At 45.0% G+C, this 14,594-nt stretch carries 9 protein-coding genes; all 9 read left to right on the top strand.

Features of this window, described 5'->3' with window-relative positions:
• Positions 1–92 precede the first annotated feature (92 nt).
• The 9 genes from NSQ50_RS20955 (at position 93) to NSQ50_RS20915 (ending at position 14,503) form a co-directional block, all read left to right on the top strand.
• Positions 93–3,545 (top strand): glycosyl hydrolase 53 family protein, encoded by a 3,453-nt coding sequence (locus tag NSQ50_RS20955; protein WP_076223031.1) that lies wholly within the window; start codon positions 93–95, stop codon positions 3,543–3,545.
• Positions 3,546–3,684: 139 nt separating this feature from the next.
• The gene (locus tag NSQ50_RS20950) at positions 3,685–5,430 is read left to right on the top strand and encodes a sensor histidine kinase (RefSeq protein ID WP_038572456.1); all 1,746 of its coding nucleotides are present in this window, start codon (positions 3,685–3,687) and stop codon (positions 5,428–5,430) included.
• Between the two features lie 18 nt (positions 5,431–5,448).
• The gene (locus NSQ50_RS20945; protein ID WP_038572455.1) at positions 5,449–7,089 is read left to right on the top strand and encodes a response regulator; all 1,641 of its coding nucleotides are present in this window, start codon (positions 5,449–5,451) and stop codon (positions 7,087–7,089) included.
• Positions 7,090–7,196: 107 nt separating this feature from the next.
• Positions 7,197–8,915: an extracellular solute-binding protein gene (locus NSQ50_RS20940; RefSeq protein ID WP_076223033.1), complete on the top strand. Its 1,719-nt coding sequence runs from the start codon at positions 7,197–7,199 to the stop codon at positions 8,913–8,915.
• A gap of 234 nt (positions 8,916–9,149) precedes the next feature.
• Entirely contained in the window at positions 9,150–10,040 is an 891-nt protein-coding gene (locus tag NSQ50_RS20935) for an ABC transporter permease (protein ID WP_036676126.1), read from the top strand.
• Between the two features lie 27 nt (positions 10,041–10,067).
• Positions 10,068–10,946 (top strand): carbohydrate ABC transporter permease, encoded by an 879-nt coding sequence (locus NSQ50_RS20930; RefSeq protein WP_076104427.1) that lies wholly within the window; start codon positions 10,068–10,070, stop codon positions 10,944–10,946.
• 318 nt (positions 10,947–11,264) lie between these two features.
• A complete protein-coding gene (locus NSQ50_RS20925) occupies positions 11,265–11,921 on the top strand; it encodes a stage V sporulation protein AA (protein ID WP_036676129.1) in 657 nt (218 codons plus the stop codon).
• A 2-nt stretch (positions 11,922–11,923) separates the two neighbouring features.
• Positions 11,924–12,349 (top strand): stage V sporulation protein AB, encoded by a 426-nt coding sequence (locus tag NSQ50_RS20920; protein ID WP_036676132.1) that lies wholly within the window; start codon positions 11,924–11,926, stop codon positions 12,347–12,349.
• Positions 12,350–12,802: 453 nt separating this feature from the next.
• A complete protein-coding gene (locus NSQ50_RS20915; protein WP_076223087.1) occupies positions 12,803–14,503 on the top strand; it encodes a spore germination protein in 1,701 nt (566 codons plus the stop codon).
• Positions 14,504–14,594 lie beyond the last annotated feature (91 nt).

Below are 14,594 nucleotides of genomic sequence, written 5' to 3'. Positions count from 1 at the left end.
ATTAATAAAGCGTTTACAATTAGGGGGTGCACAAAATGACTGTGCCACTGAGTACATAATCCATTATTAAATTATTTAGGAGGAAACAGACATTGAAGAAATCATTTGTATTATTTATGATTCTGACCTTTCTTATTTCCCCTTTTACGTTTGGGCCGTCTGCTCAAGCGGCAGGAGATGAGAATATTGCCCTAGGTAAGCCTGCAATATCAGATAGTGAGCTTGCAGGGTATGAAGCGGGTAACGCAGTGGATGCGGATGAATGGAACACACATTGGACGGCGAATGACGGGAGCTTTCCTCATTGGCTGGAAGTAGATTTGCAAGGTGCATATGATTTGTCAGGTGCAACCGTCATCTGGAATGCATGGAGTTACATTAATCAATATACGATTGAAGTATCACGTGATCATAAGGTATGGACAACAGTTGTGGACAAAAGTCAGAGTAGCAGTGTAGAGCAAACTCAGTACAATGCTTTCAAGCTGCGGAATGTTTCTTATGTAAGGGTCAACCTGACCGGCATCAACGGCGGAAAATGGGCAGCCATTAATGATCTGAAGGTCTGGGGTGTTCCCGCAGCCGGCCCGCCGCATGAGCCGGCACAGGGTGAAATACAAACTGTACTGCCAGTACGGTTGGACACGGAAATTGGGCAAGCCCCTGAGCTTCCAAGTGTTGTAACTGTGGTATATAGCAATTCTGACACGGAGGATGCTCAGGTTACTTGGGATGTGATCCTGCCAGCAGAGTATTCCCGTCCCGGAACCTTTACAGTAAGCGGTTCTATCTCAGGTACTGTGCAGAAGGCAGTGGCGAAGGTAACAGTAGTAGGTGACAGCAGCACGCCTATTGTCGGATTTGAGAGCATAAATGTCAGCACAATTACGGATGTGCCTGCTTTATTGCCATCAGTGGTAACGGCTATATACGAAGATGGGTCAAGCAAACAGCTGCCTGTAACCTGGGATGACCTTACTGAGGCGGAGTACGCGGTTGAAGGAACTTACAGCGTAATGGGGAAAGTTGCAGGGACAGACCTACAACCCACAGCTGATATTCAGGTTACTCCGCTTGTGCTGCAATCCGGGTTCATAAAAGGTGCGGACATTTCCACACTGGAAGCGATTGAGGATGCCGGTGGAAAGTATTACGACAATGGAGTAGAAAAGGATTTGCTGGATATTCTTAAAAGCCGGGGTGTAAATTACATTCGGCTACGTTTATGGAATGATCCTCAGGAAGCTGGCGGCTATAATGACCGTGAGCATGTTGTGGAAATGGCGCAGCGCGTCAAAGCCAAAGGGTTTAAGCTGTTGCTTGATTTCCATTATTCTGATTTCTGGGCTGACCCCGGAAAGCAAAACAAGCCGGGAGCATGGGCGGATTACTCCTATGATGAATTGAAGCAAGCGGTATATGACTATACCAAAGATGTTATGGATGAGCTAAAGGAAAAGGGAGCTTCACCCGATATGGTCCAAATCGGAAATGAGATTAATGGGGGCTTGTTATGGCCTGACGGCAAATCCTATGATCAAGAGAATGCTTTTGAGAAGGTTGTTCCGCTTCTAGAGAGTGGAGTGAAGGGAGTTAGAGACAGCCAGAGTGCAGATCAGGATATCAAAATTATGATCCATCTTGCTGAAGGTGGCAAAAATGATATGTTTCGTTGGTTCTTTGACGAATTAACGAAGCGGAATCTTGATTATGACGTGATCGGCGCGTCCTTTTATCCGTATTGGAGCGGAACGATGGATAGCCTGCAGTTTAACTTGGACGATATCTCTAAACGATATGGTAAAGAAGTGATTGTGACGGAAACCGCATATCCTTACACGTTGCAGGACGGCGACAACTTTGAGAATAACATCGCTCGTCAGGATCAGCTAGACGGCAGTGGCTTCCCAGCTACGGTTGCAGGTCAAATGGCTGAGGTCAAAACAGTAATGAATGTATTGTCCAAAGTACCCGATGGTAAAGGAACAGGCTTGTTCTATTGGGAACCAGCTTGGATTCCAGTGCAAGGTGTAGGCTGGAAGGTAGGCGAAGGAAATGCTTGGGAGAATCAGGCAATGTTCGATTTTGCAGGGAATGCACTCTCTTCATTAAATGTCTTCAAAACCCCGGTGGCCGGTGAGGGGGGCGAAGAGGAACCGGGAACGGGAGGAAATCCCGGCACTGGTGGGGAACCCGGAACGGGAGGAAATCCTGACACTGGCGAGGAACCCGGAACGGGAGGAAATAATCCCGGCACTGGTGAGGAACCCGGAACGGAAGGGAATCCTGGCACTGGTGAAGAACCCGGAACGGGAGTTAATCCTGATCCTGTCATCACGGTCAGAGATTCAAGCGTTGTAAATTCAGCAAATAAAGCAGTGGTCGAACATACAGCGGCAGGACAACTTCAGGTGAAGGCACAAGCAGGAATTTCCGGTATAGCTGATATCACGCTAAGTATAGAGGATATCAATAAGGCGCTGTCGACGCTTCCGGCGGATGAAAAACTGGTTATTTCTGTTCTGCCATCGACGGGAGAGCTTAAGGGAGCAGTCGTTCATCTTCCGTTGAGTTCTATACTAGAGCAGGGCAAACATCCTCAAATAGTAATTGTATATGGTGCGGCCTCTGTTACGGTTTCTACGGAAGCTAGTGCAGGAATTATAAAGACGGGAGCTAAGGAACTAACGCTCACACTGGTTCAGGTAGCTGCGCCAACCTTGCCTGCACCATTGGCAACTGGAGCAAAAGACTACCCGGCCTATAACATCCAAGTGTCAGTAGACGGGACTTCTATCGATGTTTTCAAAAAAGGAGCAATATCGGTAGCCTGCCACTACAAGCTGAAGCTCGGGGAGCAGAGCCAGCGGATTGCTGTTTATTCGATACTTGCTGATGGAAAACTTGAAGTTATCAAAGCTGTGCGGTACAACCCAACCGCGGAACAGATTGTGTTTAATCCAAGTCATTTCAGCATTTATGCTGCGGGGTACGCAGAGGTGGGGTACACAGATTTAAAAGCAGCAGATTGGGCCACGTTAGCGATTGAATCCTTGACGGCTAAAGGGATCGTGCAAGGAATAGGAAACGGGATCTTTAATCCGCAAGGGGAGGTTACACGCGCTGAATTTGTCAGCATGCTGCTGTCCGCGCTGGAGCTAAAAGCAGAAAGAGGAACAGGCAGTTTTAAAGATGTGAACCTTGATGCGTGGTATAGCTCTGTTGTGATTACTGCTGGGAAATTGGGTGTTGTACAAGGACATGCGGATGGCACTTTTGGCCCGAATGATAAATTGTCCCGTGAAGAAATGGCAGCTATTTCGTATCGTGCGCTTAAGTTGGTGGAGAAAGTGAACGATCAGACGGATGTGAACGTTATTTCTTTTAAAGATAAAGACCTGATCTCGATGTATGCCAGTGAAGGGATAACAGCGCTTGCGCAGGCTGGGATTATCAATGGATTCGAAGATGGCAATTTCCGCCCGCAAGCCCATACAACACGCGCTGAAGCAGCTTACATCATACTCAATCTTTTGCAGCAATAATAGGCAGACAGGCAATAACTGTGCTCGAAAAGGCAGTTAGGGCCTGTCTTTACCACATTTTTTAGATATTTATCTTTTCGCAAGTAGGGATTGTTTGTACAATAGGGGCTATGACATTTGAGCCGGAGAGTGAAGGAACGTGTATAGATATAATTTATTTACCAAAATCGTGAGTATCATGGTCATTATGCTGATCCCGATAACCATCCTTTACTTCTATTCCAATAAAACGACCACGGATGTGCTGCGTACGGAGTTAAATACTTCGAATAATAATCAGCTTAGTTTTTTTCAGAATCAGGTAGAAAGTAATATGGAGTTATTGTCCTCGTGGCCGATTCTGCTGATCCATGATCCTGATATCCTCAGCCTTAAGGATACTTATCTGGAAAAAGGGCGTTTGAATCTGGATACGATAAACCTGATCAAACGGATTCAGACCAAAATCAGCATTCAAGAAAGCTCCTCCAATTGGAAAAGTAAGCTGTATTTATACTCCCCATCCATTCACCGTATGGTATCTGAAAATGATGCGAAATTATACGAAGATGAGGATCTGAAGCGGGAAGTGAAGTCAGGCTGGCATGTGGAGAAGATTGAAGGGCAGGAGGGTGACCGCTTCGTATTCTCGTGGTTTTCTTTTACACCTTTTATGTCAGAATTCGCTCCGGAAAAAGTCAAAACGATTATGAAGGTAGAGTTCGACAGCCGGAACATAGAAGATATGCTGGATAAATTCAAGAGTGATGGCAGAAGAGATCCTTTTTATTATAAGCAGGGAACAGGACTTATTTTTAACCGCAGTGCCGACAAGGTGTTAGCCAAAGAATTGGTAGACAGGCTGGAAGAGACCCAACTGAAACCTAGTGAGAATCGCACGGTCAAAATAGAAGGTGAATCCTACAGTGTAAATATCGTCTATTCGGACAAAATGGGCTGGTATTTGATCGACTATATGCCGCTAACTGAAATCTTACATCCGATCCTGACCTCTAATCGTTTATTTTATTTTGCGATCAGTGCTTTGTTGTTAATGAGCTGTCTCGTAGCTTATCTGTTATATGTTCAAGTGCAGGTACCTATAAGGTTATTGGTTGGAGGCTTTCAACGGTTGAAGCAAGGGGACTATTCTACGCGAGTGGAGATTAAAGGGAAGAATGAATTCAGCTTTCTGTCCGGCCGGTTTAACAGTATGGTAGAACAGATTCAGATGCTGATCGAGAATGTGCTGATGGAGAAAATCCACGTTCGCGAAGCCCGCTTAAAGCAGCTTCAATCACAGATTAATCCACATTTTTTCTATAATTGCTTCTCCTTTATTACAAGTATGGCGAAGCTCGATAATATGGGTGCGGTCGTTGGAATGTCGCATAATTTGTCCCGATATTACAGATACACCACTCGTCAGGAACGTGATTTGGTTGCGCTGTCTGAAGAGGTGGAATTTGTGAATCATTATCTGGAGATCCAGAAGATGAGGATGAGCAGACTTCGTTATGAGATCAATATCCCACCGCAAATGCGCAAAAGAGAGCTTCCGCCGCTCGTACTGCAGCCTCTGGTGGAGAATGCGGTTATACATGGAATTGAGCCCATCGCCAAAGAGGGCCTGGTGCGGATTACGGGTTCATGTGTAGGCAGAGAAATGACGCTTACGGTTGAGGACGATGGTCAGGGAATGACGCCAGAGGGAATTATAGAACTGGAAAATAAACTAAGCAGGGCGATGGATGAAGAAATGGGCTGCGGTTTATGGAATGTGCATCAGAGAATGCGGCTGCGTTTTGGGGAGACGTCTGGTTTGCGCATCTCGCCTTCTCCACTCGGAGGGTTACAGGTGACACTGCAGTGGTTGCTGCCCTACACAGACAATGAAATGGAATGACATCTAGGAGGGGAAAGAATGATAGAGCTGTTGTTAGTTGATGATGAGCCCTATGTTACGGAAAGTTTAGCTCGTACTATTCCATGGGCTGAAATCGGGGTGAAGCAGGTGCATCAAGCGGCATCGGGTGCTGAAGCTCTGCAAATTATGGAACAGCAGGCTATAGATATTATGGTTACTGATATTTCAATGCCAGGAATGACTGGCCTGCAATTAATAGAAGCCGTAGGCGAGAAATGGCCAAATATTCGGTCCATTTTATTGACGGGTTATTCCGATTTTCAATATGCGAAAAAAGCTATTCAACTGCAGGCATTTGATTATATTTTGAAGCCGGTAAGTGATGACGAGTTTATCAAAAGCGTATCCGGTGCGATTGAATCTTTGAAAGATGAATGGGAAGCCCATGATAGATATCATTTGCTGCTGTATAATCGCAAAGCCGATTACAGTGTTTTGCGGGCTAATCTGATGCACGAATTGCTTCTTGGCAGGGTGCTGTCCGAGCGGACGCTGGCCATTAAGCTGAAGGAATATGAAATCTCCTTCCAGCCGGACGCTGAAGCGGCGATGCTGCTGATTCAGCTTGGTAAACATTATGCCGCCATGGATCACCATTCGGTTTCTCTAATGGAATATGCGATCGGTAACATTGCCGAGGAGCTTTTTAAGGAGCAGTTCCATGTCTGGTTCTGCAAAGCGCCGCATGATTGCTTGATTCTGCTTGTTGAATTAAAGCCGGCAGTTCAGCAGAGATTGGAGCAAATGGCTAACTATGAAGCTGCAAGGCAGCAAGTCCTAAAAGCGGTGATCGCGAATTTCCAAATTAGTGTAAGCAATTACCTCAAGGGTGAGATTTCACTGATTGTAACGGAGTGGTTCACCTTTCCAGAGGGGATGACGGCTGCCTATCGAAGCGGCCTTAGCTCGATGTATTTGGCAGCACATGATGAATCCAGTTCCGTGCTGTTTTTGGATGATCGCCAGCATCAGGAGACGATGAGCATCAAATCGCTCGAATGTCTTTATCGTCCACCTACACTCATTCATCTGCTGGAATCCAAACAATGGGATACAGCAAGGCAAAAAATTGCTGACGTGTTCCGGGATATGGAGAATGCACGGTTTTCTAGTGAACATCTGTACGAGGTCTTTCTATCGATAACGAATGCATTTATGTATATAGCGCATAAGAGTGGCCAGTTCATCTCCAAGATTGACCAATACGCTTTAGATCCGTTGTTGACGCAGAGTATTATTGTTTCTTTTGATAAGCTTAAAGAATGGGCGTTTGATATGCTCGATAAGCTTCAGAAGGAGCTATCCGAAAGCGATCAGAATACGAAAAGTTATATTATCAAGCAGGTCCATGAGCTGGTAGGAAACCATTCGGGTCATGAGCTGTCCGTCAAAACCATTGCCGATCATGTATATTTGCATCCTGTCTACTTGTCCAAGATTTATAAGGCTGAGACTGGGGAAGGGCTTGGGGACTATATTATTCGGATGCGGATGGAACGGGCACTTTATCTGCTTAAAAATACGAATAAAAAAATCTATGAAATCACCTCTGAGCTTGGATATCAAAATCCGCAATATTTCAGTAAGATGTTCAAAAAACACTACCATATGACACCAAATGAATTCCGGGACGGATAGAGGTTGAGAAAGGTGCAGAAACCTTGTTTAAATGACGTATTCGGGCTTAGAATCGTTCCCTATAATTAAATTGTAACCAACACTTATGGAATCCAAGGGGGAACAAAATGAGCGCGATGAAGAGAAAAAGATGGCTGCCGCTCCTGTGTATGAGCATGCTTTTGGCGGGTAGCCTTGCGGGCTGTTCAGGCAATAACGCTGCTAATAGTAAAGACACTGCTGGAGATAAAACAGCTGGTGAAGCGACTGCAAATACAGCTTCCAATTCTGAAAACGCCTACAAGGATAAATACGATCCTGAGGTGACATTTACAACCGCATGGGGCGTGGACCCTGAGCTTAAATTCAAAAACGGTGAAAGCATTGAGAATAACGTGGCTACAAAATGGGCTAAAGAAAAATTCGGCATCAACATTAAGTCCCTTTGGTCCATCACAGATACGAACGGCTCATTTGGTACGAAGCTGCGTTTATCCATGTCTTCAGGTCAGGACATGCCTGATGTCGTAACCATCGGTACAGCCGACAACACAATTGCACAGGATTTGATCGATTCCGGCATGTATGCTGATGTAGGAACTTTGTTTGATAAATATGCTTCAGATACATGGAAAGAAGCGATGGCACAGGATCCTAACGTTTGGAACCAATACAGCCGTGATGGAAAAAGAATGGGTCTGCCTGTTCTCGATTATGCATATAACCATGATTACATTCTGTGGATCCGCCAAGATTGGCTGGATAAGCTGAATATGCAAGCACCGAAGACGATCGATGAGCTGGAAAAAGTGATGGATGCGTTCAAGAATCAGAACCCTGATGGCTTGGCACCAGACAAGGTAACTCCACTTAGTATCGGCTTTAAAACAACGATGAACACTTGGATGGGCGACCCTTCTTGGATCTTTGGTGCTTACGGAACCTTGCCACAGCAATGGAATCTAGATGCTGATGGTAAACTAGAATACGGCTCGGTAAATGCTGGCATGAAGCAAGGGCTAGAAAAACTGAAGGAATGGTTGGCGAAAGGTTATATTCCTCAGGAAGCAGCTCTTTGGGATGAGAACAAAACTGCCGAACCAGCAGTTGCAGGTACAGCAGGGATTCTCCCGGGTCCTTACTGGATGAGCGGCTGGCCGCTTCAGGATACCGTGAAGAACTCTCCAGATGCAGTATGGGCTCCAATTGAAATTCCAGCGGGTCCGGAAGGAAAAGTTATGCGTCATGGCACACAATTCACTAACGGTGTAACTTTGATCAGCACGAAAATGAAAAATCCAGAAGCCTTCTTTACTTATCAAAACTATCTGTTCGATAACTTTGCTAATCCAACGCCAGGCAGTGAACTGGATAACGGTCTTTTTGCAGGATACGACTATGAGCTAGACGCGAACGGCAAGATGATCGAAAATGATAAAATTGCTGGCGGTTATGTGAATAGCGTTCGTTATATGCTGGTTCGTGACGGTGCCCGGATCCCGGATGCCCAAATGAAAGCACTCCTTAACCTGGCAGATGGCGCAGAGCCAACAACCCGCCTGGAGAAAGACGTAGCTGTGAATTATGGTAAAGATACCCCAGCTGCTGCAAAAGTTCTGCTGGCGCAAGAGGATAAATCCTTTAAGAATATGTTCACAGGTCCTACGACCGAAACTATGAAATCGAAGATGGACTATCTGAACAAAATTGAGAACCAAACGTTTAATGAAATCATCTATGGCAACAAACCGCTGGATGCATTTGATTCCTTTGTAGCGACCTGGAAATCAGGTGGTGGCGATCAAATCACTAAAGAAGTTAACGAATGGTATGACAGCGTAAAATAAGGTTTGGATTTAGTTTGGCTAGGTAAAAAGCAGCAAACGGGACCGTCTCTTCAGCCGTAGTATTAGGCTTTAGGGAGGGTCCCTGTTTGCGTTTGGAGTCCTCTTTTTTCTATGTGATAAAGAGATTGCTTTTGTACCATATATATTGGTTTTGCTCGCTATTTGAGGAATTCGGGCGTTGCTATAATTTGAGTATGGTTACAGAAGAACTTGACACGATATGGGGGACCAAGGATGAGAACACTAAAAAAAACATGGCCTTTTCACTTGATGTTATTGCCGGCGATGATATTCCTGATCATCTTCAGCTTTATTCCAATGGGCGGAATTGTGATGGCATTTCAGGATTATAAGCCATGGCTGAAAATTTCAGGCTCGGCATGGGTTGGATTGGACAATTTCCGTTATCTGTTTGAACGTAATGACAGTATGCAGGTCATTTGGAATACATTGATTATTGCTGTTCTAAAAATGATTTTCAATCTGGCTGTACCGTTTGTGTTCGCCATTTTGTTAAATGAGATTCGCAAGGTATACATACAGCGCACTATTCAGACGCTGGTTTACTTGCCTCACTTTTTATCTTGGGTTATTCTCGGCGGGATATTGCTGGATTTGCTTGCTACAGATGGTTTTGTCAATCAGATCTTAGGCAGCATGGGCTTCAAACCCATCTTTTTCTTAGGGGATAACAACTGGTTCCGGTTCACAGTTATTCTCACAGATGTGTGGAAGGAATTTGGTTATAATACGATCGTCTTCCTAGCTGCTCTAGCAGGAATCAATCCTTCATTATATGAGGCTGCTGAAATAGACGGCGCTAACCGCTGGAAGCAGACACGTTTTATCACAATGCCATCTCTATTGCCAATGGTTGTGGTGGTAGGTACCTTGGCTCTCGGAAATGTATTGAACGCAGGGTTTGACCAGATTTTTAACCTCTACAATCCACTGGTCTATCAGAAAGGCGATATTATTGATACCTTCGTGTACCGCACGGCTATTCTGAATGGTGAGATGGGCTTTGGTACGGCAATCGGACTGTTTAAGTCGGCCATTAGTATGATCCTAATTCTCGTCTCGTACAGTTTGGCTAAGAAGTGGGCAGGATATCGCATTTTCTAATCTACCAAAGGAAGAGGGAGACAACTTATGTATTACAAAACAAGAGGTTATCGTATATTCAATGTGTTTAATACTTGCTTTCTAATCCTGCTCGCACTGATGTGTATTGTACCTTTGATTCACGTGCTGGCTGTATCCTTTAGCGCGAAGTCGGCAGCTGACGCCAATTTGGTAGGATTATGGCCAAAGCAATTCTCTCTGGAAGCTTATAAAAAGACAGTAAACAATCCAATCTTCCTACACTCCATCTGGGTATCTGTACAAAGAACCATACTCGGGACTGGACTTACACTATTAATTACTTTTCTGGCAGCCTACCCGTTGTCCAAAGAAAACTCAGCCTTCAAGGGCCGTAATGTCTACTCTTGGTTGTTCGTTTTCAGTATGGTGTTCAACGGCGGATTGATTCCATTTTACATTGTGATTCAAAAGATTGGTTTGATGGATTCCTTCTGGGTACTTGTTCTGCCAGGTGCGGTAAATACGTTCTTGGTGATTCTGATGCTGAACTTCTTCCGTGGTATTCCAAAAGATCTGGAGGAGGCCTCGCTTATAGACGGAGCCGGACATTTCCGTACGTTGTTCAGCATTTACTTGCCGATTTCTTTACCATCGATCGCTACGATTGCCTTGTTTAGTATGGTGTTCCATTGGAACTCCTGGTTTGATGGACTATTGTATTTGAATAATTCCAAACAATTTCCACTGGCGACATTCCTGCAGACGGTTATCATTCAACGGGATATGAGCTCCATGAGCATCAATCCAAAGGAAATGGAGCTGATCTCGCAGACGACGGTGAGAGCCGCGCAAATATTTATCGGAGCCGCTCCAATTTTGATCGTATATCCTTTCCTGCAAAAATATTTTGTTAAAGGGATGACACTTGGTTCTGTAAAGGAGTAGCAATGATGACAACTACATTTATCAATGGAATGGATATTTCGTTTCTGGATGAAATTGAACAGGCACGGTATGTTGGATTACTTGCGATCTAACTGATGAATTGGCAGAAACAAGAAGACAGCTTAAGGTTAATTACCTTGAGCTGTCTTCTTTTTAATTTCCAGAAGAAGGATTGGCCTTTCCTGATACCTATAAACAAGCAACATTTCAGTATTTCAGGAAATTGATTCAGAGCAGCAAGAGTAAAAATAAGGCTTTACTCCCATACTACCGTTATCTTGGACCTGAGCTTCACCATAACCTTTAGGAGGAATGCGGATGAAACAACATTCTGCTCCCACCATCTATATACAGCTTAAAAATCGGGTGATGGTTCCCAAGGGTAAAGGTGTCACATTGGGTGATATTGCTTTTTTGATAGCGGAGCCTGAGCTGAAAGAGTCGTTGGAGACAATTCTCTTAATGAAGCCGGAGCAAAGTGACGGCAATCTGATTTTGATTGATCTGTTGATGGTTATCCCCCGGATATATGAACTTATACCGAATGCAGACATTGAACCGATCGGTGAAGGGAGGACGATTGTACAGATTGAGAGTCAGGTGGAGAGACGGAAACCTTCGGTGGCGATGTTTGTTTTAGTGTGGCTGCTGCTTTTCTTTGGGTCTGCTCTGACGATTATGAACTTTCATGCTGATGTAAATATGCTGGAGGTACAAATTCGAATTGTGGAGATGCTAACGGGTCATCGGGATGAGCATCCCTATATATTTCAGATTGCTTATTCTCTGGGCATCGGGTTTGGGATGGTCATTTTTTTCAACCATTTATTTAAAAAGAAGTGGAACGAGGAGCCTACTCCGCTGGAAGTGGAAATGTATCTGTATCAGAAGAACATCGACCAATATGTCATCAATGAGGAATACAGCAAGATGAGGCGCCGAAGTGAAAACCAATCTGAGAATACGGAGGACTGAAGATGACGGCACCCATAGCACTGGGACTAAATTTGCTGCTGGGCATTGCGGGTGGTATTGCTGTAGGCGGTGGAGTGATCGCTCTATTTGTTGTGCTGGATATGGTGCCGCGTCTGGCGCAATTAACCTCTTCTTACGATAAAGTTCATTGGTATGAAGGCGCGATGGTAGGTGGATCTTTAGTAGGTACTGTTAGTGATTTTTGGAATTGGAAAATTACCTCAGGTCCTCTAGTTGAACTTGGTGTAGGACTATTTGATGGGATTTTTGTCGGGATGCTCGCTGCAGCATTGACCGAGGTATTAAATGTGCTGCCGATACTCGCTAAACGCTTAAATATGACACATTATCTATTCGGTCTGTTAATGGCGATGGTGAGTGGGAAGGTCGCGGGTTCTTTGTTCGACTGGTTTGTATACCGACAGTAAACAGGGGGTTATGAAATGAGCAAGTTTATTCACAGCGGTGATTCTGCACCGGAAGATGACCATCTGGAAGATAATGCTGCAGCTGCTGCAGCAATGAAGACAACTGCAGCGGATCTAGTTGCAGATCACACAGAACCTGTAGGAGCTTCAGCTATCGGGGAAAGTGAAGATTCAGCGGAAAATTCTACAACAACTGAAACTAGCCAAGACCAGGAGGATGCAGAGGCGTCAGCCGAATTAGGCACTGAGCTGCAAGACGCAGATGCAACTACAGAGCAGGGAACAGAGCAGCAGGATGCGGAAGCCACTGCGGAGCAGGGAACAGGGCAGCAGGATGCAGCAGATGCCACTGCGGAGCAGGGAACAGGGCAACAAGATGCAGAAGCATCGGATGAGCTCGGCAATCAGGAGCCCAATGAGCCGAGTAAAGGTTTTTTTGCCAGGTTATTTGGTATGGATTCAGAGGATTCGGAATTAGATGATGAGGCACAGGATCAGAATGCTCAGGCAGCAGGAGGCACAGATAACGGTACCGGAACCGGGGAGGGTTCTCAAGCTCAACCGAAGCCTTCGAAGAAGCAGGCGAAGCAGCAGACTCAGAACAAAGGGAAAAATAAGCTGCAAGACAAACGCGATAGTGAGCATTCTAACTCATTAAAGGAATCCGTTATTTATTGGCAAGGCAATGATCATATCCCAGGTTCTCTACAAGAAACAAAAAACACGCTGACCGAAGTGATGGGACTGGGATCAAGTTTTGATGTGACGTTTAGAGAAATGTCCTTTGGGGGACATAAGACAGCTTTACTCTGTTTAAGCGGATTCACCAACGAAGATGTAACGGATGAAATTCTGAAACGACTAACCTACCTTTCTTCAGAAAATTTGTCCGCAGGTGTGTTAGGTAGCTTTATGAACGAATACATCCCTCATATTCAAGTTGAAGAGGGTAGTGTATTAAGTGAATGTTTCGATAAAGTATTAAAAGGAATGAGCGCACTATTTATTGAGGGTGAGAACAAAGTTATCCTAATGGATACTCGATCTTACCCAATGCGAAGTCCTGATGAACCCTCGATTGATCGGGTGGTACGTGGTGCGCGTGATGGTTTTACAGAAACCCTGCTTAGTAATATTTCACTTGTAAGAAGACGGATACGTGATCCGGGGCTGAAGCTTGAAATGTTTCAAGTGGGACGGCGGACACGGACAGATGTCTGTGTGGCTTACATCGATGATATCGTTGATAAAACACAGGTTACGTCTGTCATCGATAAAATCAACAGCATCGATATCGATGGTATTCCACTGGCGGATAAGCAATTGGAGGAAGCGATTATCGGCGGAGGGTGGAACCCTTATCCTATGGTGCGTTATTCTGAACGCCCTGACGTTGTTGCCTCCAATTTATTGGAGGGACGGGTCATATTATTCGTGGATACCTCACCCATTGTAATTGTTCTTCCGACCACCTTTTTTGATCTTTGCCAGCATGCGGAGGAGAATCGTCAGACTCCTTTTATGGGGACATATCTGCGGTGGGTCCGTTTCATCGGCATCTTCGCCTCCATGTTCCTGCTCCCGTTATGGATGCTGCTTGTTATCCATCCTGAGTTAAAGCCTGCTATGCTGGATTTTATCGGGCCGCAAAAGACAGCGAGAATTCCTATTCTCGCTCAGTTTCTGATTGTAGAGCTTGGGGTTGATTTACTGCGGATGGCCGCCGTGCATACCCCAACACCTTTAGGCTCAGCGATGGGTCTGATTGCAGCCATATTGATTGGTGATATAGCGGTGCAGAGCGGTCTGTTTGTAAACGAAGTAGTACTATATATGGCGGTAGCCTCAATCGGTATGTTCGCGACTCCGAGTTATGAGCTGGGTCTGGCGAATCGTATAGTCAGGCTTGTGTTATTAATTGCCGTAGCGGCGTTCCAGGTACCAGGCTTTATGATTGGCACGACGTTGCTGACTATCTTCTTAACCACTCATCGGTCCTATAACTCCTCATATATGTGGCCGTTTATACCCTTTAATGCAAAGGCAATGAGTGAAATTCTATTGCGTAAACCGGTCCTAAGTTCGAAGGAAAGACCGTCTTTTAACAAAACCAGAGACAATACTAGAATGCCGCCATCTCAAGAGAATGAGTAACAATCGTAGGAAAATACAAAACTACTGCAAATTAGTCCATTCAATGGAGTTCCCACTGTCTGTTATACTGAATACACTAAGACAGGGTGGA

The sequence above is a fragment of the Paenibacillus sp. FSL R10-2788 genome, from assembly GCF_038003885.1.
In the GTDB taxonomy this organism is placed as follows: Bacteria; Bacillota; Bacilli; order Paenibacillales; family Paenibacillaceae; genus Paenibacillus_AQ; species Paenibacillus_AQ odorifer.
This window is presented reverse-complemented; position numbering and strand designations above follow the sequence as displayed.